The 17,877-nt window shown below is 70.3% G+C and carries 19 protein-coding genes; 12 read left to right on the plus strand and 7 right to left on the minus strand.

Translation table 11 applies throughout. The features are described 5' to 3' along the window. The first annotated feature begins 222 nt into the window (after positions 1-222). The 7 genes from HNR07_RS03205 (at position 223) to HNR07_RS03235 (ending at position 6,514) form a co-directional block, all read left to right on the plus strand. Entirely contained in the window at positions 223-765 is a 543-nt protein-coding gene (locus tag HNR07_RS03205) for a cysteine dioxygenase (RefSeq protein ID WP_184361723.1), read from the plus strand. Continuing rightward, complete coding sequence (locus tag HNR07_RS03210) at positions 762-1,148, plus strand: rhodanese-like domain-containing protein (RefSeq protein ID WP_184361726.1); 387 nt, start codon at positions 762-764, stop codon at positions 1,146-1,148. Before HNR07_RS03205 ends, HNR07_RS03210 begins: the two co-directional genes overlap by 4 nt. 235 nt (positions 1,149-1,383) lie before the next feature. After that, positions 1,384-2,250, plus strand: a complete 867-nt coding sequence (locus tag HNR07_RS03215) for a MetQ/NlpA family ABC transporter substrate-binding protein (protein ID WP_184361729.1) — start codon at positions 1,384-1,386, stop codon at positions 2,248-2,250. A gap of 214 nt (positions 2,251-2,464) precedes the next feature. Then, positions 2,465-3,523, plus strand: a complete 1,059-nt coding sequence (locus HNR07_RS03220; protein ID WP_184361732.1) for an ABC transporter substrate-binding protein — start codon at positions 2,465-2,467, stop codon at positions 3,521-3,523. A 295-nt stretch (positions 3,524-3,818) separates the two neighbouring features. Further along, positions 3,819-4,865 carry an ABC transporter substrate-binding protein gene (locus tag HNR07_RS03225; protein ID WP_184361735.1) on the plus strand — a complete coding sequence of 349 codons (1,047 nt, stop codon included), beginning with the start codon at positions 3,819-3,821 and terminating at the stop codon, positions 4,863-4,865. A gap of 7 nt (positions 4,866-4,872) precedes the next feature. Then, positions 4,873-5,649: an ABC transporter ATP-binding protein gene (locus HNR07_RS03230; RefSeq protein WP_184361737.1), complete on the plus strand. Its 777-nt coding sequence runs from the start codon at positions 4,873-4,875 to the stop codon at positions 5,647-5,649. Continuing rightward, positions 5,642-6,514, plus strand: a complete 873-nt coding sequence (locus tag HNR07_RS03235; protein ID WP_184361740.1) for an ABC transporter permease — start codon at positions 5,642-5,644, stop codon at positions 6,512-6,514. Before HNR07_RS03230 ends, HNR07_RS03235 begins: the two co-directional genes overlap by 8 nt. A gap of 164 nt (positions 6,515-6,678) precedes the next feature. Here the strand turns inward: HNR07_RS03235 and HNR07_RS03240 are convergent, their stop codons facing one another. The 3 genes from HNR07_RS03240 to HNR07_RS03250 form a co-directional block, all read right to left on the minus strand. Next, entirely contained in the window at positions 6,679-7,839 is a 1,161-nt protein-coding gene (locus HNR07_RS03240) for an iron-containing alcohol dehydrogenase (RefSeq protein ID WP_184361743.1), read from the minus strand. 263 nt (positions 7,840-8,102) lie between these two features. Beyond that, positions 8,103-8,699: a Dps family protein gene (locus tag HNR07_RS03245; RefSeq protein WP_184361746.1), complete on the minus strand. Its 597-nt coding sequence runs from the start codon at positions 8,697-8,699 to the stop codon at positions 8,103-8,105. Positions 8,700-8,843: 144 nt separating this feature from the next. After that, the gene (locus tag HNR07_RS03250; protein ID WP_184361749.1) at positions 8,844-10,049 is read right to left on the minus strand and encodes a cytochrome P450 family protein; all 1,206 of its coding nucleotides are present in this window, start codon (positions 10,047-10,049) and stop codon (positions 8,844-8,846) included. Positions 10,050-10,223: 174 nt separating this feature from the next. Between HNR07_RS03250 and HNR07_RS03255 the strand changes: the two genes are divergently transcribed. Next, a complete protein-coding gene (locus HNR07_RS03255; protein ID WP_184361752.1) occupies positions 10,224-11,183 on the plus strand; it encodes an IS481 family transposase in 960 nt (319 codons plus the stop codon). 48 nt (positions 11,184-11,231) lie between these two features. Here the strand turns inward: HNR07_RS03255 and HNR07_RS03260 are convergent, their stop codons facing one another. Next, on the minus strand, positions 11,232-12,422 hold the full coding sequence (locus HNR07_RS03260) for a PucR family transcriptional regulator (RefSeq protein ID WP_184361755.1): 1,191 nt from the start codon (positions 12,420-12,422) through the stop codon (positions 11,232-11,234). Positions 12,423-12,730: 308 nt separating this feature from the next. Between HNR07_RS03260 and HNR07_RS03265 the strand changes: the two genes are divergently transcribed. Further along, positions 12,731-13,561: an aldo/keto reductase gene (locus tag HNR07_RS03265; protein WP_184371368.1), complete on the plus strand. Its 831-nt coding sequence runs from the start codon at positions 12,731-12,733 to the stop codon at positions 13,559-13,561. A gap of 38 nt (positions 13,562-13,599) precedes the next feature. On the opposite strand, the gene HNR07_RS03270 is transcribed toward HNR07_RS03265, so the two are convergent. Further along, complete coding sequence (locus HNR07_RS03270; protein WP_184361758.1) at positions 13,600-13,755, minus strand: hypothetical protein; 156 nt, start codon at positions 13,753-13,755, stop codon at positions 13,600-13,602. 82 nt (positions 13,756-13,837) lie between these two features. Between HNR07_RS03270 and HNR07_RS03275 the strand changes: the two genes are divergently transcribed. Continuing rightward, on the plus strand, positions 13,838-14,371 hold the full coding sequence (locus HNR07_RS03275; RefSeq protein WP_184361761.1) for a RidA family protein: 534 nt from the start codon (positions 13,838-13,840) through the stop codon (positions 14,369-14,371). Between the two features lie 16 nt (positions 14,372-14,387). On the opposite strand, the gene HNR07_RS03280 is transcribed toward HNR07_RS03275, so the two are convergent. Next, the gene (locus tag HNR07_RS03280; RefSeq protein ID WP_184361764.1) at positions 14,388-15,311 is read right to left on the minus strand and encodes a DMT family transporter; all 924 of its coding nucleotides are present in this window, start codon (positions 15,309-15,311) and stop codon (positions 14,388-14,390) included. A 92-nt stretch (positions 15,312-15,403) separates the two neighbouring features. On the opposite strand from HNR07_RS03280, the gene HNR07_RS03285 reads away from it, so the two are divergent. Beyond that, positions 15,404-15,994 carry a TetR/AcrR family transcriptional regulator gene (locus tag HNR07_RS03285; protein WP_184361767.1) on the plus strand — a complete coding sequence of 197 codons (591 nt, stop codon included), beginning with the start codon at positions 15,404-15,406 and terminating at the stop codon, positions 15,992-15,994. A gap of 6 nt (positions 15,995-16,000) precedes the next feature. Here HNR07_RS03285 and HNR07_RS03290 read toward each other — a convergent pair whose 3' ends face one another. Next, positions 16,001-16,885 carry a sulfotransferase family protein gene (locus HNR07_RS03290; protein WP_184361770.1) on the minus strand — a complete coding sequence of 295 codons (885 nt, stop codon included), beginning with the start codon at positions 16,883-16,885 and terminating at the stop codon, positions 16,001-16,003. Between the two features lie 166 nt (positions 16,886-17,051). On the opposite strand from HNR07_RS03290, the gene HNR07_RS03295 reads away from it, so the two are divergent. Beyond that, positions 17,052-17,849, plus strand: a complete 798-nt coding sequence (locus HNR07_RS03295) for an SIR2 family NAD-dependent protein deacylase (RefSeq protein ID WP_184361771.1) — start codon at positions 17,052-17,054, stop codon at positions 17,847-17,849. Positions 17,850-17,877: the final 28 nt, after the last annotated feature.

A 17,877-nucleotide genomic window follows, 5' to 3' on the forward strand; every position in this document is an offset into this window, starting at 1 on the left:
GCGGTCAGCGGAAGCGCTCCCGGGGCGCACGGGTGAGGGTGTGACGATTGCCAATCCACCTCTACCAACTAAACCTGTAGGGAATATGGTTTACTGGCGTGCATGGTAGACGGCGCATCATCACACCTGTCCTGGTGGCGGCGGGCCACCTTCGACGAGCGCTGTCGGTGATCCCTTGCCAGCGCGAACACTGACACCGCCCGGAGGGAAGCCAGAAAGCCCATGACCGCCAACGACACCGCCGTGCCCGCCGCCGCGCCCACGCCGCTCACCCTGGACCGCCTGTCCGAGCTGACCGCCAAGGTCGCCGAGGAAGTCCGCCAGGGGCTCCACGAGATCCGCTTCGACGCCGAGAACCGCTGGTCCGTCCGGCTGCACGCCGATGACTGCACCGACGTCTGGCTCATCTCCTGGACACCCGACCAGTCGACCCGGCTGCACGATCACGCGGGCTCCCTCGGCGCCCTGAGCGTCGTCACCGGTGAGCTGGTCGAGCACTACTGGGGCGGGGGGCTGCGCGAACGCACCCTCGCCGAGCATGAGGGAGGCCGCTTCCCGCTCGGCCACGTGCACGACGTCATCAACACGTCGGACCGTCCGGCCGTGAGCGTGCACGCCTACTCGCCGCCGCTGACGGCCATGCACTACTACGAGGTCACCGGAGACAGCGCGCTGCGCCGCACCGGCAGTATCCTCACCACCGACCCCGAGCCCGACGTCCCCGTGCTGGAGTCGGTTCCCGCCGCCGAGGGGGCGGCCCGATGAGCTTCATCGAGCGCGTGCTCGACAGCAAGAGAGCCCGCCTGCGGCGCCTCACCCCGGCCGAGGCCCTGAGCGCCCAGAGCGAGGGCGCGCTGCTGGTGGACACCCGGCCGATCGTCAACCGCGCCGCCGAAGGGGAGATCCCCGGGGCGCTGGTCATCGACCGCAACGTCCTGGAGTGGCGGCTCGACCCCACCAGTCCGGACCGGGTGCCCGAGGCCGACTCGGCGAACCGGCACATCGTGCTGTTCTGCAACGAGGGTTATGCCTCCAGCCTGGCCGCCGTGCAGCTCCAGGAGCTGGGGTTGTCCCGCGCCACCGACCTGGTCGGCGGCTTCAGGGCCTGGCGCGCGGCCGGACTGCCCGTGGTCGAGCCGGTTTCCTGACCCGCCACCGCCCCTGCCCCCGTCGGCCTGGGCCGGTTCCGGTGCCTCTTCCGGTGCTGTGGCCGAGGCCACTCCCCATGAGGGCCCCCAGGACATTTTCCTACCAAAAAGGTGGGATAAGATCTGGCCAGCCCGCCGGCCTCCCACCAGGAGGTCCGGGCCCCGGCTCCGGCGTCCGCGTCGGCGTCGCTCGCCCCCCGCGATCCTCCATCCCAAGATCACGAAGGGGCGCACCATGCGCACGACCTCGACCCTCATCGGCGCGGCCGCCCTGACCCTGGCCCTCGCCGCCTGCGGTGCCCCCAGCGAGCAGGCCTCCGGGTCCGCCGACGCGGGGGAGGGCGAAGGTCCGCTCCGGGTCGGTGTCAGCCCGGTGCCGCACGGCGACATCCTCGCCTTCATCGAGGAGAACCTCGCCGAAGAAGCCGGGCTGGAGTTGGAGATCCAGGAGATCGCCGACTACAACACGCCCAACGCCGCGCTCGTCGACGGCGACCTGGACGCCAACTACTTCCAGCACCGCTCGTTCCTGAACGAGTGGGTCGAGAACGGTCCCGACGCGGAACTGACCTATGTCACCGACGTGCACATCGAGCGGCTGGGGCTGTACTCCGAGACCTACGAGAGCGCCGGCGACCTTCCCACGGGTGCCAAGATCGCGGTCCCCAACGACCCGGCCAACCTCAACCGGGCGCTGTCCATCCTGGAGGCCGAGGGTCTGATCACCGTGGACCCCGACGCCGGTGAGACCGCCACCGAGGGCGACATCGTCGACAACCCGAACGACCTGACCGTCACCCCGCTGGAGGCGGCGCAGCTCCCGCGTTCGCTCTCCGACGTCGACGCCGCGGTCATCAACGGCAACTACGCCATCGAGGCCCAGGTCACCGAGGACGCCAACGTCCTGGCCTGGGAGCCCGAGGGCGAGGACTACGTCCACAAGTACGCCAACGGCCTGGTCGCCCTGGACGAGGGCGCCGACGACGAGCGCGTCCAGCTGCTGGCCGAGCTGCTCCACGACGAGCGGGTCCTGGAGTACATCCAGCAGACCTGGGACGGCGTCGTCCTGGCGGTTGACGCCGACGGTGAGATCTCGGAATAGCCGTCCGCGGGCGCTGAGACGCCCCTCCCACCCCCTGCGGGGCGGTGGAGCCTCCCCCGGCTCCGCCGCCCTTTCGTGCGTTCAGGGCTCTTCGTGGCCGCGCCTGCTGTGTGTGCTGAGTCACGTCAAGCCTGCGCGAACCGACTTCCACAAATCCTACTTGTTAAGTAGGATTTACTCTGTCCGGCCCTCTGGTCACACGAAAAGGACCCCCATGAGCATGCGTGCGCCTGTGCTTTCGACCGCCGCCGCGGTACTGGCGATCGGGTTGGTCGCGACCGCCTGCGGAGGGTCCGGTGGCGACGGGGGTGGAGGCGGCTCCAGCGTCGACACCCTGACTCTCGGCTACTTCCCGAACATCACTCACGCACCCGCGCTGGTCGGCGTGGAGAACGGCACCTTCGACGAGGCCCTGGGCGAGGTCGAGCTGGCCACCCAGACCTTCAACGCGGGTCCCGACGCCATCAACGCCCTGTTCGCGGGTGAGGTCGACGCGACCTTCATCGGCCCCAGCCCGGCCATCAACGGTTGGTCGCAGTCCGGTGGCAGCGCCCTGCGCATCATCGCCGGATCCACCTCCCGCGGCGCCGGCCTGGTGGTCAAGCCCGAGATCGAGGGCATCGAGGACCTGCCCGGAGCCACCCTGTCCACACCGCAGCTGGGCAACACCCAGGACGTGGCGCTGCGCTGGTTCGCCCGGGAGCAGGGCTGGGAGGTCAACACCGAGGGCGGCGGCGACCTGTCGATCATCCCGCAGGAGAACTCCGACATCATCAACGCCTTCGAGCTCGGCGAGATCGACGGCGCGTGGGTCCCCGAGCCCCACCTGAGCCGTCTGCTGGTGGAGCTCGACGGTGAGCTGCTCGTCGACGAGCCCGACCTGTGGCCGCGGACCGGCGGCGAGTTCGTCACCACGCACCTCATCGTCAACGCCGACTTCCTGGAGAACCACCCCGACGTGGTGGAGGACCTGCTGCGCGGTCACATCGAGACCGTCGACTGGATCAACGAGAACTCCGAGAAGGCGCAGGAGATCTCCATCTCCCACCTGGAGTCGGTCTCCGGCAGCGGCCCGAGCCCCGAAGTGGTCGCTTCGGCCTTCGGCAACGCGGTCTTCACCTTCGACCCGATCGCGCCCTCGCTCCAGGGTGGCGCGGAGCACGCCGAGGCGGTCGGGCTGCTCGATCCGGTGGACCTGGAGGGCATCTACGCCCTCGACCTTCTCAACAAGCTGCTCGGCGAGGAGGGTCGCGACGAGGTCGCCGGGCTCTAGCCCCGGGGCATCCCACCACTCGCCACCAGGTGTTATCTGGATCACCATCGGCGGGTTCCCGCAGGTGGAGAATCCGATTCGTGGCTGCGCAGGGTGATCGTTCGGCCTCGACTCCAGGGGTGGAATCCCGTTCTGAACTGCGGTTTCCCGCGGGTTGAGACTCACCCCGGGTGGTGGGCGCGGGGATGCGGGCAGGTCACCGCCCCGGAAACCCCGGGGCGGTGCTTCCACAAAACCTACTTCTTAAGTAGAGTTTTGCTCGTCCCTCCGCAGAGACCCAGAAAAGGACCCCTGAATGCGTGTTTCCGCCACCCCGCTGCGAGCCGCTGCGGCCGCTATGGCGCTCGGGCTGGCCGCCACCGGATGCGTGGGTGCGGGAGCCGACGACTCTTCCGTCCTGACCCTGGGCTATTTCCCGAACATCACCCACGCGCCGGCGCTGGTGGGTGTGGAGAACGGGACCCTAGACGAGGCCCTGGGCGAGGTCGAGCTGGCCACCCAGACCTTCAACGCGGGCCCCGACGCCATCAACGCCGTTTTCTCCGGCGAGATCGACGCGGCCTTCGTCGGCCCCAACCCCGCCATCAACGGTTGGGCGCAGTCGAGGGGGGAAGCCCTGCACGTCATCGCCGGGGCGGCGACCCAGGGCGCGGGCCTCGTGGCCCGAGACGACATCAGAACCGTCGACGACCTTCCCGGAAAGACGCTCTCCACGCCGATGCTGGGCGGAACCCAGGACGTGGTGCTGCGCTGGTTCGCCCTGGACCGGGGATGGGAGGTCGACACCGCCGGCGGAGGGGACCTGTCGATCGTCCCGCAGGAGAATCCGGAGATCGTCAACGCCTTCAGAGCCGGTGAGATCGACGGAGCCTGGCTCCCCGAGCCCCACCTCAGCCGCCTCCTGGCCGAGGACGACGCCCACCTGCTCGTCGACGAGCGGGAGGTGTGGGAGCGCACCGGCGGCCAGTACGTCACCACGCTCCTCATCGTCAACGCCGACTTCCTGGAACGTGAACCAGAGGTGGTCGAGAACCTGCTCCGCGGCCATGTCGAGACCGTCGGTTGGATGAACGACAACCCGGAAGAGGCCGCTGAGGCGTCCCGGGTCCACCTGGAGGAGATCACCGGAGGCGGGCTCGACCCGGAGCTCACCGCCGCCGCCTTCGACAACGTGCTGTTCACCGTGGACCCGGTGGCGGAGTCACTGCTCATCAAGGCCGAGCAAGCCGAGGCCATCGGGTTGCTGGACCCGGTCGACCTCGATGGAATCTACGCCCTCGACCCGCTCAACGACGTCCTGGCCCAGGCCGGACACGAGCCGGTCGCCGGGTTGGAAGGGTAGGAGCCACATGACCACCATCACCGAGAGCAAGCCCCTCACCGACACGAAGGCCGTGGAGATCGATGACATCTCCAAGGTGTTCGGTCGGGGTCGGGGCGCCGTGACCGCCATCGACGGCATGTCGATCAGCGTCGGCACTGGTGAGTTCCTGGCCATCGTCGGCGCCTCCGGGTGCGGCAAGAGCACCCTGCTCTCCCTCATCGCCGGACTGGAGCAGCCCACCACCGGGGCCGTGGACGTCGGCGACCACCGCGTGGCCATGATGTTCCAGGAGGCCTCGCTCTTCCCGTGGCTGACCGTGGGCGCCAACATCGAGGTGCCCATGAAGGTCAACAAGGTGCCCAAGGCCGAGCGCAGGCAGCGCGTGCTCGAACTCCTGGACCTGGTGCGCCTGACCGGCTTCGAACGCAAGCGCCCGCACGAGCTCTCCGGTGGCATGCGCCAGCGGGTGGCCCTGGCCCGCGCCCTGGCCCAGGACGCCGACGTCCTGCTCATGGACGAGCCCTTCGGTGCCCTGGACGCCATGACCCGCGACATCCTGCACGACGAGCTGGAGCGGATCTGGCGGGAGAAGTCGCTGACCGTCGTCTTCGTCACCCACAACGTGCGTGAGGCGGTGCGTTTGGGCGACCGGGTCGTTCTGCTGTCCAGCCGTCCGGGGCGGGTCATCAAGGAGTTCACCGTGCAGGGCGAGCGCCCCCGCCGGATCGACTCCGGCCAGATCGCCGAACAGGCCGCCGCCATCACCGACCGACTGCGTGAGGAGGTCTCCCGTCATGCCTGAGTCCGACGTGCGGGACCGCCAGGTCCAGGGGCTCGACGCCCTCGAACTCCAACCCAAGCGGGGCGTCGACGAGCGCAGCGCGGGCGAGGTGGCCCGCGGTATCTGGGCCGCCACCTGGCCCAAACTGGTCGCCGTGGCCATCGTCCTGTTCGCCTGGCAGGCCGTGGTGTGGTCCGGCTGGCGCACGGAGTTCGTGTTCCCGGGACCGGACCGGGTGCTGCCCACCCTGTTCAACGAGATCACCACCCCCGAGTTCTGGACGGCTGTCCAGGTCACCATGCGCCGGGCCTTCATCGGTTTCGCGCTGGCCCTGGCCGTGGGTGTCGTGGTCGGTCTGGCGGTGTCGCAGTTCAAGCCGCTGCGCGCGGCGATCGGTTCGCTGATCACCGGCCTGCAGACCATGCCCTCGATCGTGTGGTTCCCGTTCGCGATGCTGCTGTACGGCATCAGCGAGTCGGCGATCATGTTCGTGATCATCCTGGGCGCCGCCCCCTCCATCGCGGGCGGCCTGACCTCGGGCATCGACTACGTGTCGCCGTCACTGCTGCGCGCCGGCCAGGTCATGGGCCTGCGCGGTGTCCAGCGCTACACGCTGCTGATCATCCCGGCGGCGCTGCCGATGTTCGTCACCGGCCTCAAGCAGGGCTGGGCGTTCGCCTGGCGTTCCCTGATGGCCGGCGAGCTGCTGGTGATCATCAACCAGCAGAACTCGATCGGTTGGGCGCTGAGCCAGGCGCGCCAGCTCAACGACGCCGAGCGCCTGCTCAGCTACATCATCATCGTGCTGGTCATCGGCATCATGATCGACGTCTTCTTCAACTGGGCGGACCGCTCCCTGCGCCGCCGCTGGGGCATCACCAAGTAGTTCCGACCAGGACGGGTGTCAGAGGCCGCGTGTTCCCGGGGACGCGCGGCCTCCGCCGTTCCTCAGGCCACCAGGCCCACCAGGTAGGCGACTCCGGTCGGCACGACCAGGCCGCCGAGCAGGAACCGCAGCGGCAGTTCGTCGAGGTGGCGTGTGCGGGGGCCTCAGCCGTACACGGCGTGGTAGAGCTCCACGATCTCCTCGGCCGTGGGTACCCGTGGGTTGTTGGCGGGCGAACCCGAGGCCAGGGCCTGCTCCGCCATCAGCGGGGCCAGCTCCCACCAGCGCTCCGCTCCGATCCCGTACTCGCGCGGAGTGGGCACCTCCAGCTCCTGGTTGAGCAGGCGCAGCTCCCACACCAGCGCCCCGGTGGCTTCCCCGTCCGTACTGCCGGAGGCGGCCAGCCCCATCGCCCGGGCGCACTCGGCGTAGCGCTCGGGAGCCGAGGGCACCGAGAACTCCGTGATGGTCGGCAGCAGCATGGCGTTGGACAGCCCGTGCGTGACTTTGAAATGTGCGCCGACCGGTCTGCTCATCCCGTGTACCAGGGCGACACTGGAATTGGAGAAGGCCATCCCGGCCTGGGTCGCGCCCACCATGAGGGCCTCGCGCGCCGCACGGTCCCCGGGGTCGGCGTACACGGCGCGCAGGTGCGTGAAGATCGTGCGCATCGCCTCGCGGGCCAGCCCGTCGGCGACCGGGTTGGCTTTGGCGCTCACGTAGGCCTCGATGGCGTGGGTGAGGGCGTCCACCCCGGTGTCCGCGGTCAACCGCCGCGGCATGCCCAGGGTGAGCTCGAAGTCCACCAGCGCGGCCCGGGGCAGCAGGGCCAACCCGGCGCAGAGCATCTTCTCCCCGGTCTCGACGTCGGTGATGATGCTGTACCGGGTGCATTCCGAGCCGCTGCCCGCGGTGGTCGGCACCGCCACCACCGGCAGGGCGGGGGAGTCCGTGACCACGGGCGCCTTGTAATCACGCATCCGGCCGCCGTGCGCGCCCAGCAGTGCCACGGCCTTGGCGGTGTCGATCGGGCTGCCGCCGCCCACCGCGACCAGCGAGTCGAAACCGCCTTCACGCAGGGCCCGCAGCCCCGCCTCCACCACCGTGGTCGTGGGATCGGGGACGGTCTCGGCGAACACCCCGGGGGAGAGCCCGGCCTTCTCCAGCCGGTGCAGGAGTTCCTGGAAGAAGGGCCGTCCGGCGATGAAGGGGTCGGTCACCACCAGTGGTCGGGACAGGCCGAGGGAGTCCAGGGTCCCGGCCAGTTCGGCCGAGGCCCCCGCACCCACGCGAATGACATGGGGCAGGGCGATGGTAGCGGTCACGTCGGTACCTCCGAGGGGGACGGGAGTACGGGCACCGGCGGCCCGCCCGGGATCAACGGCGGGCCGCGGCTCAACGCCGCTCTACCTACCCCGTTCCGCCCGCCGAAGCCTCAGGAGAAGGGGAAAGTGGGTTTTCGTGACTGACCGGTAACCGTGGCGGTCACGAATCCGGACACGAGTCCGGACGCATCTGGAGGCATCCGGACGCTTCCGGGCACGACGAAGGGCCGGGCGGGTGGCCCGGCCCTCACCCGCTTCGCTGCTCAGCTGCGCACGAGCGGTGTGTCCACCAGGTGTTCGGCCACGAACCAGGCCTGGAGTTCGTTGGTGCGGATCACGTCCGAGACGAGCACGTCGTTACTGCCGTCGTCGCCCATCTCCTGCACGCGCGCGGCGGCGTCGTGGGCGTCCTCCAGGATGGTCTCGTGCGCCTCCAGCAGGCGGGAGAGCATCGCCGGGACCTCCTCGACCCCGTTCGGCGGCCGCGGGATGTTGGTGATCTCCGCGACGTGCCTGGGGTCGCCGACCGCCACACCGCCCAGGGTCTGGATGCGCTCGGCGACGGTGTCGATGAGCGCCGTCTGCTCCTCGGCGTGCTTGTCCATGAGCAGGTGCAGTTGGTAGAAGGTGTGCCCGCGCATCAGCCAGTGGTGCTTCTTGTACATGTCGTGCAGGATCCGGAGATCGCACAACACCTGGTTGAGCCGCTGACACGAGTACATCCGCGCGTCGTAGGACAGGCCCACGGGGATCTGGCGGACGGTCCCGAACTGCTGGATCTCCTCACCCCGCTGGTGGAGCCAGGGCTGGCTGCTGCGGGGTCTGGGTGTCTGGCTCGAACGCTGGTCGGCGGTGGTCACTGCTGGTTCCCCCTCCGGGTCGGTGTACTGCGCGAGGCGAAATCGCCCCGCCCGCCAGTCTTGGCCACCGACCGTTGCCGGAAGTGAAAACGCACGCCATGCCGGGGCAAGGATTCAGCAGGCCTGCCGTTCTCCTGACCGCTCCTACCTGTCGAAGTCGACCGGCAGAGCGAACAGCCCGTGCATGATCATGCTCGGCCACCACCGCAGCTCGGCTTCGTCCGTCGCCAGGCGCAGCCCCGGCAGCCGGTCCAGGACCGCGGCGATCGCCACCCGCGCCTCCACCCGGGCCAGCTGGGCACCCACACAGAAGTGCGCTCCGTGGCCGAAGGACAGGTGCGAGGCCTTGCGGGCGGGATCGAAGACGTCCGGGTCCGGGTACTGCTCCGGGTCGCGTCCGGCGGCCAGCAGCGACACCAGCACCGGCTCGCCCGCCTCCAGACGCACCCCGCCCACGGTGGTCGGCTCCGCGGGGAACCGCCAGGTCGCGTTCTGCAGGGGGCTCTCCAGCCGCAGTGACTCCTCGATGGCCGGACCGAGGAGGCCGTGGTCCGCGCGGATCCGCGCCATCTGCTCGGGGTGGCGCAGCAGGGTCAGCAGCATGTTGCCGATCAGCGCGACCGTCGTCTCGTGCCCGGCCACCAACAGCAGGAAGGCCGTCGAGGTCACCTCGTCCCGGGACAGCCCGCCCGAGCGGTGGGACTCCACCAGGTCACCCAGGAGGTCGTCCGAGGGCTCCGCCAGCCGTGCGTCCACCAGGCCGCCCAGGTAGGAGTCGAACCAGTCCGTGGCCGCGCCGATCGCCTCGAACTCGTCCAGGGAGGCGGAATCGATCACCGCCGCCTGCCGGTGGAACTCGGGCCGGTCCGCCTCGGGCACCCCGAGGATGTCGCAGATGATCGCGATGGGCAGCGGATAGGCCAGATCGCGTACCAGGTCCGGGGCCTCGGCCCGCTCCACCGCCGCCAGGAGCTCGTCGGTGATCCGCTCCGCGCTGGCCTGGAGCGTCCGGACCCGCCGGGGCGTGAAGGCGCCCGAAACCACCTTGCGCAACCGGCTGTGGTCGGGCGCGTCCACGTTCACCATGCTCCGGACCAGGGTGGGCCGGTGGTCGAAGGGCAGCCCCAACCCCGCCTTGTACCAGGTCTCCTCGCCCCGGGACGGGTCCTTGAGCATGTTCGGGTCGGCCAGGACCTCCCGGGCGTCGCCGTAACGGGTCACCAGCCAGGCCCAGGCCCCGCCGGGCAGGTCCACCCGGTGGACGGGGTCGTGTTCGCGGAGCCATCTGTAGGCGGGGTGCGGGTCCGCCTCGAACTCGGGTCCGTACAGGGCGGGCGCGGTGTCGGTCATGTTCGGCCTCTCCGAAGGGGGGTGGTCCGAACCCTTCCTACCCGCCTGGACCCGTTAGGTGTACTGACCACAGAGGTTGAGTACGGCCCGGCAGTGATTTGACAGCAAGAGAGGGCCTCCGACATAGGTGTGGATTGTCTAGATCAACACCTGAAGTAGGTCAGGAGGCCCTCCGTGGCCCACACTACCCATGCCAACGCCCGTCTCACACCCGCCGGACGCCTGGAGTTGGCCCGCTGCGTGGTCGAAGACGGCTGGACACTGCGTAGGGCCGCGGAACGCTTCCAGGCCAGCGTGAGCACCACCAAACGCTGGGCCGACCGCTACCGCGCCCATGGCGAGGCGGGCATGGTCGATGCCTCCAGCCGCCCGCACCACTCACCCCGGCGTACCCCCACCCACCGTGAGCGCCGCGTCATCAAACTGCGCTGCCTCAAACGCTGGGGACCAGCCCGCATCGCCGGGCACCTGGGCATGTGCGCCTCGACCGTGCACCGCGTCCTGACCCGCTACAAGTGCGCCCGCCTGTCCCACCTGGACCGCGCCACCGGCCGCACCGTGCGCCGCTACGAACGCGAGCGGCCCGGTGAACTCGTGCACGTGGACATCAAGAAGCTCGGCAACATCCCCGACGGCGGCGGCCACAAGACGCTGGGGCGGCCCCAAGGCCGCAAGAACCGCGCCAACGTTGGCTATGCCTTCCTCCACAACGCCGTGGACGATCACTCGCGGCTGGCCTACACCGAGATCCTGGCCGACGAGAAAAAGGAGACCGCTGTCGGGTTCTGGGAACGAGCCAACTCCTACTTCGCCTCGGTCGGGATCACCGTGGAGCGGGTACTGACCGATAACGGGTCCTGCTACAAGTCCCACCTGTGGCGCGACGCCCTGGTCAAGGCCGGGATCAAGCACAAACGCACCCGCCCTTACCGGCCTCAGACCAACGGCAAGGTCGAGCGGTTCAACCGCACCCTGGTCGACGAATGGGCCTACGCCCGCCCCTATCGATCAGAGACCGAGAAGCGGGAGGCGTTCGGTGGGTGGTTGCACGAGTACAATCACCACCGGTTCCACACCGCCGTTGGCGGCCCTCCCGCTTCTCGTGTTCCTAACCTCTCAGGTCAGTACAGTTAGGGCACGGTGGCGCTGTGCTTGCTCAGGGCGCGGTGGCGCTGTGCTTGCTCAGGGCGCAATAGCGCAGGCGGTCTCCAGGACGAACCGGGGCCAGGGGCGGTGCGGGTCGTGGCCGGTGAGCTCGCGGACCCGGCGCAGCCGGTAGCGCAGGGTCTGGGCGTGGACGTGCAGCGAGTCCGCCGCCGTGGTCGCCACGCCCTCGCGGAAGTAGACGCGCAGGGTCTCCAGCAGGTGCCGGTTGTCGCGCGCCAACAACGGCCCGAGCACCGCTCGGCGCACGGTCGCCGGGGCGACCGCGCCCCCGTTGAGCAGAGCTATCACACAGGCGTCGGCCTCCCGCAGCAGGCCGTCGGGCCCGAGGGCGTGCGGGGGAGCGGCCTCCAGGGCCCCGTCGGCCAGCCGGTAGGCGGCGGACAGGTCGGTCAGCCCGCGCGGTTCCAGGACACAGCCGTGCCAGCCCCGTTCCACCACGGCACCGGTGACGCGCTCGGCGTCATCCGCCCCGGTGAGCACCACCACCCGCCCCGAGCGCGTGGTCACCATCGGGTCCGAGCTGGCGGTCGCCGCCTCGGCCAGCAGCTCCATCCCGACCGAGACCGTGACGCCCTCCGCCAGGGTCCGGCCCCGCTCGGCCGGGTCGCGCGCCGGTTCGGCGACCACCAGCACGGCCGGGTCGGGCGGGGTGGTGCCCAGGGTTCGCGCCCGGTCCCGGATGGCGCCCTGGGAGGCCTGGCGGCCGATGAGCAGGTCGTCGAGCAGCGCGCGCCGGGCGCGTTCGCGGTCCGCGTCCAGCTGTTCGGCGGCCTCGGCGTGACCGGTCGTCAGACTCTCGGAGATCTGGTCGATGGAGGCCAGCCACAGTTCGCTCAGAGCGAACACGTCGGCGGCGTCGAGCCGGTCCCCCGCCTGTTCGCGCAGGATCCGCACCGCCGCGGCCGAACCGACCCGGTGCGCCCGGACCACGGCGCCGATCGATCGTCCGTCCGCCGCTCGGGCCCGCCCGATCCCGCGCAGCCGTTCCACGTCCCCGGGCGGCAGACGCGCGGTGTCGCGCACCCACAGCTCCATTGACCGGGTGACCAGCCAACCGGTGATCGCCCGGACCTCCGCCAGTTGGGAGCCGTGCAGCGCCCGGTAGGCGGGCACCTCGGCGTAGACCTCGGCGACGATCCGGTCCACCAGCCCCGTTCGGTCCCGCTCCAGCTCGGAGCTGACCTGAACCCGCTCCTCGTGCCCCATGCGCTCCTCCGCTCTCCGGCGCCGGGCAGCCTATCGTCCGGTCCCGCGCCGCCTGCGCGCGCGGCCGCCCGTCGCCCCCGTGTCCGTGCGTTCCCTGTCCACCCCCTGTCCGGGACCGGCCATCCGGGTAAAAAGCGCGCACAACTGCGGCGCAGCCTCAGGCCCCGACCCCCGATGACATGGCAGTATGCGCACAAAGGCCCGGGAGAGCACGAACCCAACACCGAGCGACGGCGGGCCGGGCGCGCCGCTCACACCGGCCGGGCCGCGCAGCCGGTCAGGCCGGACGGGGAATACGGGGGATGAGGATGATGACGGTTCCCGGCATCACGCTGAACAACGGGCTGCGGATTCCGCAGCTGGGTCTCGGTGTGTGGCAGGTGCCCGACGACGCCGTGGTGGAGGCGGTCCAGCACGCCCTGGCGGCGGGATACCGCAGTATCGACACCGCCGCCGCCTACGGCAACGAGGAAGGGGTGGGGGAGGGACTGCGCCGGTCGGGGCTCCAGCGTGAGGAAGTCTTCGTCACCACCAAGCTCGCCAACTCCGACCAGGGTTATGACGCCGCCCTGCGGGCCTTCGACGCCAGCCTGGAACGCCTGGGCCTGGACATGGTGGACCTCTACCTCATCCACTGGCCGCTGCCCCAGCGCGACCTCTACGTCCCCACCTGGAAGGCGTTGGAACGCCTCTACGCGGAGGGCCGGGCGCGCGCCATCGGCGTGTGCAACTTCCAGCGCCCGCACCTGGAGCGGGTCATGGAGGAGGGTGGGATCGCTCCCATGATCAACCAGATCGAGCTGCACCCGCTGCTCACGCAGGAGGAGCTGCGCACCTTCGGCTCCGAGCACAACATCGCCACCGAGGCGTGGAGCCCTCTGGGCCAAGGCGCACTGCTCGGTCACCCGCTGATCATCGAGCTGGCCCGGGAACACGAACGCACCCCAGCGCAGATCCTGCTGCGCTGGCACATCCAGCTGGGCAACGTGGTCATCCCCAAGTCGGTGACGCCCGAGCGCATCCGATCCAACTTCGAGGTCTTCGACTTCAAACTCTCGGAGGATGAGGTCGACCGGATCAGCGCGCTCAACGAGGACCACCGGTTCGGCCCGAACCCGGACAGCTTCGACGGCGACTGAACCGCCCGGCCCGACAGGCGGACCGGGGCCGCGGGGGACTAGCGCAGTTCGCGGATCCTACGGGCGCCCGCCAGAGTGGCGTCGATGCCGTTGCGGCGCACCCGGGCGACGTAGACGCCACCGGCGACGAACATCGCGATGAAGAGCCCGACCACAGCGGTCAGGGCCAGGACGGACAACACGAAAGAGATCATGCGCTCATCGTAGCCGCATGCCCGGCACCGCGTTCACGGGGGAGCGCCCGGGCGCGCGCGGAGTGACACGGAAGGGCTGCCGATGGACCGGACACCGCACGAGATCATCAACCCGCTCACCCTCTCCGACCCGGTGGGCTACTCGCACGCCCTCGTGGTCACCCCTGGCCGCGCCGTGTACGTGGGCGGGCAGAACGCGCGCCGCTCCGACGGCGTTCTGACCGGGGACTCGGTGGTGCAGCAGTTCGACCAGGCCCTGGCCAACATGGTCGAGGCGCTGCGAGCGGCCGGGGCCGAACCCGTGCACGTGGTGAGCATGCGCGTCTACACCACGTCGGTCAGCGTCTACCGGGTCAACCTCAAGACCCTCGGCTCGGTCTACCGCCGTCACATGGGTCGCTACTATCCGCCGATGTCGGTCGTGGGGGTCACCGAACTGCTGGAGCCCGCCGCCCTGGTGGAATTGGAGTGCGCGGCGGTGGTCCCGGACGTGCGCGACAGCGCGGAGCTCGAGGAGGGCGCTCCCCGCGAGCTGGTGGAGGAGGTCGACGAGGCCTTCGCCGACGCCTCCGGTACCGGGGAGCCCGGGGAGGTCCCCGAGCAGACCCGGGCCTGAAGCCGGGGCCGAGCCCTCACCGAGCGGGGGAGCGCACCAGCCACACCGCGAGCACGCACACACCCATCCCGGCCAGGGCACCCGCGCTCACCGGGGCCCCGAACATCAGCCAGGTCCACACGAGTGTGGTCGGCGGGGTCAGGTAGAGCAGTGCCGACACGCGGGCCACGCTGGTGCGCGCGAGGTTGGCCCAGTAAAGCCCGTACCCGCCCAGGGTGGACAGCACGACCACCCACGCCACCGCGCCCCAGAACCCGGGATCGGCGGGCGGGGCGAGGGTCCCGGTCGCTCCGGCCAGGGCGGTGAACAGCACCGCGCTCACCCCGCACTGGACGGCGAGGGCCTCCAGCAGACTCCCGCCCGGCCGGGCTCTGCGCTCCACCAGGGTGGCCGCCACCAGCGAGAGCATCGCGCCGAACGGCAGCGCGTACGCCCACCACGGGGCGGCCGCCGGACGCAGCAGGTCCGAGCCCACCACCAGGCCCACCCCGGCCAAACCCACCGCCAGTCCGAGGATCTGGCGTCCGCGCACCCGTTCACCCAGCAGGGGGAGGGCCAGCGCCGCGGCCACCACGGGCTGAAGGGCGGCCACCAGGGCGCTCGTGCCCGCCGCCACCCCGGCCTCGGCCGCGGCCACCACCCCGTACAGGTACCCGGCCTGGGCCAGCGCCCCGATCCCCGCGTGCAGCGCCAGGTCGCGCCCGCCCATTCGCATGCCCCGACACAGGCACCAGGCCACCAGCAGGCCGCCCACGATCAGGAACCGCCAGGCCAGCAGGGTGGTCGCCGGGGCGTACCCGGTGCCCAGCTCGGCGCCGACGAACCCCGAGCTCCACATCACCACCAGGCCCGCCGCGAGCAGGAACGGGACCGCCCGCCGGACCCGGGAGAAGCGTTCGGGGGCGTGGAGGGCTCGGGAAGAAGGTGTCAGAGTGTCCATGGGAGTGAGGTAAACACACCGGTCGGTATACTCACAATGTAGTCGCCGACCGCAGGAGCTCAGCAGTAGGAGCCCGGTAGAAGGAGCACAGTATGGGCAGAGCCACAGCCGGACAGCCGCTCACCCCCGCCGCGCGCCGCGTCCTGGACGTGGCCACTGATCTCTTCTACACGCGGGGCATCAACACCGTGGGTATGGAACTGGTCGCCGAACGGGCCGGGGTCACCAAGAAGACCATCTACGACCGCTTCGGCTCCAAGCAGCGGCTCGTCGTCGCCTACCTGCGCGCCCGGGACACCCGCTGGCGCGACTTCCTCGGGGACCGCCTGGACCCGCGGGCCGCGGCCCGCGACCGGCTCCTCGCCACCTTCGACGCCCTGGGGGAGTGGATGGACCAGGAGAACGAGCGCGGCTGCGCGATGGTCAACGCCTACGCGGAACTCTCCGACCCCGAACACCCCGGCCGGGCCGTCGCCCGGGAACAGAAACTGTGGCTGCGGGAGCTCTACACCGGCCTCGCCCGCGAGGCCGGTGCCGCCGAACCCGAGCCGCTGGCCGACGTGCTCAGCATGCTGCACGAGGGAGCCGTGGTCGCCCGCAACGTCAGCGGGGTGGCCGACGCCGCTCACACCGCCCGCGAGGCCGCCCGGACGCTGATGGCCGCGCACGGGGTCCCGGGATAGCGACGGTCACAGGTAGCCCAGCCGCGAAAGTTCGTTGCGGGCGACCTCGTGCACGTCACCGTGGTCCTGGCGGCCCAGCCGCTCCTTCCACGAACCCACACCCCAGGAACGGTCCGTCAGCAGCTCACTGGCCGAAACCCGGGCGCCGGTGAACTTCAGCAGCCGCTCGGCGGTCTCGACCTCCTGGCCGTGCACGTCCTCGTAACGCAGAGTCAGCAGCTGCTCCGGGCCGATCTCCTGGCGCAGCCGGGCGGACATGCGCACCGCGCCCCGCCAACGCATCGCGCACTTGGTGGCCACCGAGCCGTCGGTGAAGTCGTCCAGGTCCGACTCCTCCGCCAGGCCGAAGAAGTGGTTCGGGAACTCGTGCTCCAGCTTCATGAAACTGGGCTTGAGCCAGGCCAGCGACCGCTCGTCCTCCATCATGTCCGCGACCACGTCACGGCCGTCCCGGATGATCTGGACGAACAGCGCGTCGGGGAACGCGGCGTGCAGGGCGCTCGCCGAGTACAGCAGGTCGGGGCTGGCGTCACCGTAGCGGCGCGCGTCGGCGCTGTGCTCGCATGGTTCAGCAGAAGCGCTGGCGGGCACCCGCAGGCCCTGAGCGGAGCACTTGGGGCAGGTCAGAGGGGTGAGGTGCCATATCTCGGCGTAGGCCTCACGAAGAAGGCTCGCGGTGCCCGAGACCTTCTCCAACGCCAAGGAGGGCCGCCTGGCCACGGCGTAGACGGCGTTGAGCACGCCCTGGGACCCCGCGCCCAGATGGAAGCCGGGGGCACGGGACAGGGCGCGGGCGATCACCGGAACCCCGGAATGGGGAGCGCCGAGCACGAACACCGGGCGCTGGACCTTGGTCCCGTTGACCACGAGGATGTAGGAGGGCTGCTTCATGATTGTGTCGTATTTTTGCACCCTTTGCCCTTCTCGTGTGCATCGGCCGGGCCTTGCGGCCACCCGCCCCATGCGTTCCCCGAGGTTAAGGCCCCCAACGCTCCAGAAAGGGCCACCTGGGACCAAGGCCGGGGAAAGTCGTGCAAAGGCGCTGTAAGAATGGGGTATGGCCTCGATGACCGACGACACCGCGCCGTTCGCCGACCCGGAGGGGTTCGAACAGGCTGCCGAGCTGCTGGCGTCCGCGCGACGCATCACCGTTCTGACCGGGGCCGGAGTGTCAACGGACTCCGGCATCCCGGACTTCCGTGGCCCCCACGGACTGTGGACCACCAACCCCAACGCCCAGGCGATGTCGGACATCGACAGCTACATGGGCGACGTCGACGTGCGCCGCCAGACCTGGCTGGCCCGCCGCGCCCACCAGGTCTGGGAGGCCGAACCCAACGCCGCCCACCGCGCCCTGGCCGACCTGGCCTCCTCCGGACGCCTGCACGTGCTCATCACCCAGAACATCGACGGCCTCCACCAGCGCGCCGGGGTCCCCGAGGACGAGGTCGTCGAGGTCCACGGCACCATGCTCCGTGTCATGTGCATGTCCTGTGGCCTGCGGACCCCGAGCGCCGCCGTCCTCGCCCGCCTGGACGAGGAGTCCGACCCCCGCTGCGTGGTCTGCGGGGGCATCCAGAAGTCCGACACCATCTCCTTCGGTCAGCGCCTGGACCCCGAGGTCATCGAACGCGCCGCCCAGGCCGCCCGCGAGTGCGACGCCTTCGTGGCCATCGGCACGTCCCTCACGGTCCACCCGGTCGCGGGCCTGTGCGACGTCGCCATGATGTCCCGCGCCTCCCTGCTGATCGTCAACGCCGAACCCACCCCCTACGACGACTACGCCAGCGCGGTCCTGCACGACCCCATCGGTGATGTGGTCCCCGCCCTGGTCAAGAGGGCTCTGGCCGGGTAGGCGGGCCCTCTTCCGGGCGGGGCGCCAG

This window comes from Nocardiopsis metallicus (assembly GCF_014201115.1).
GTDB classification, from domain to species: Bacteria; Actinomycetota; Actinomycetes; order Streptosporangiales; family Streptosporangiaceae; genus Nocardiopsis; species Nocardiopsis metallicus.

Excerpts from the sequence above, each read along its gene's own strand:
- HNR07_RS03205 (WP_184361723.1), top strand. The coding sequence starts at position 223 with ATGACCGCCAACGACACCGCCGTGCCCGCCGCCGCGCCCACGCCGCTC.
- HNR07_RS03210 (WP_184361726.1), top strand. The coding sequence starts at position 762 with ATGAGCTTCATCGAGCGCGTGCTCGACAGCAAGAGAGCCCGCCTGCGG.
- HNR07_RS03215 (WP_184361729.1), top strand. The coding sequence starts at position 1,384 with ATGCGCACGACCTCGACCCTCATCGGCGCGGCCGCCCTGACCCTGGCC.
- HNR07_RS03220 (WP_184361732.1), top strand. The coding sequence starts at position 2,465 with ATGAGCATGCGTGCGCCTGTGCTTTCGACCGCCGCCGCGGTACTGGCG.
- HNR07_RS03225 (WP_184361735.1), top strand. The coding sequence starts at position 3,819 with ATGCGTGTTTCCGCCACCCCGCTGCGAGCCGCTGCGGCCGCTATGGCG.
- HNR07_RS03230 (WP_184361737.1), top strand. The coding sequence starts at position 4,873 with ATGACCACCATCACCGAGAGCAAGCCCCTCACCGACACGAAGGCCGTG.
- HNR07_RS03235 (WP_184361740.1), top strand. The coding sequence starts at position 5,642 with ATGCCTGAGTCCGACGTGCGGGACCGCCAGGTCCAGGGGCTCGACGCC.
- HNR07_RS03250 (WP_184361749.1), bottom strand. The coding sequence starts at position 10,049 with ATGACCGACACCGCGCCCGCCCTGTACGGACCCGAGTTCGAGGCGGAC.
- HNR07_RS03260 (WP_184361755.1), bottom strand. The coding sequence starts at position 12,422 with ATGGGGCACGAGGAGCGGGTTCAGGTCAGCTCCGAGCTGGAGCGGGAC.
- HNR07_RS03265 (WP_184371368.1), top strand. The coding sequence starts at position 12,731 with ATGATGACGGTTCCCGGCATCACGCTGAACAACGGGCTGCGGATTCCG.
- HNR07_RS03270 (WP_184361758.1), bottom strand. The coding sequence starts at position 13,755 with ATGATCTCTTTCGTGTTGTCCGTCCTGGCCCTGACCGCTGTGGTCGGG.
- HNR07_RS03275 (WP_184361761.1), top strand. The coding sequence starts at position 13,838 with ATGGACCGGACACCGCACGAGATCATCAACCCGCTCACCCTCTCCGAC.
- HNR07_RS03280 (WP_184361764.1), bottom strand. The coding sequence starts at position 15,311 with ATGGACACTCTGACACCTTCTTCCCGAGCCCTCCACGCCCCCGAACGC.
- HNR07_RS03285 (WP_184361767.1), top strand. The coding sequence starts at position 15,404 with ATGGGCAGAGCCACAGCCGGACAGCCGCTCACCCCCGCCGCGCGCCGC.
- HNR07_RS03290 (WP_184361770.1), bottom strand. The coding sequence starts at position 16,885 with ATGAAGCAGCCCTCCTACATCCTCGTGGTCAACGGGACCAAGGTCCAG.
- HNR07_RS03295 (WP_184361771.1), top strand. The coding sequence starts at position 17,052 with ATGGCCTCGATGACCGACGACACCGCGCCGTTCGCCGACCCGGAGGGG.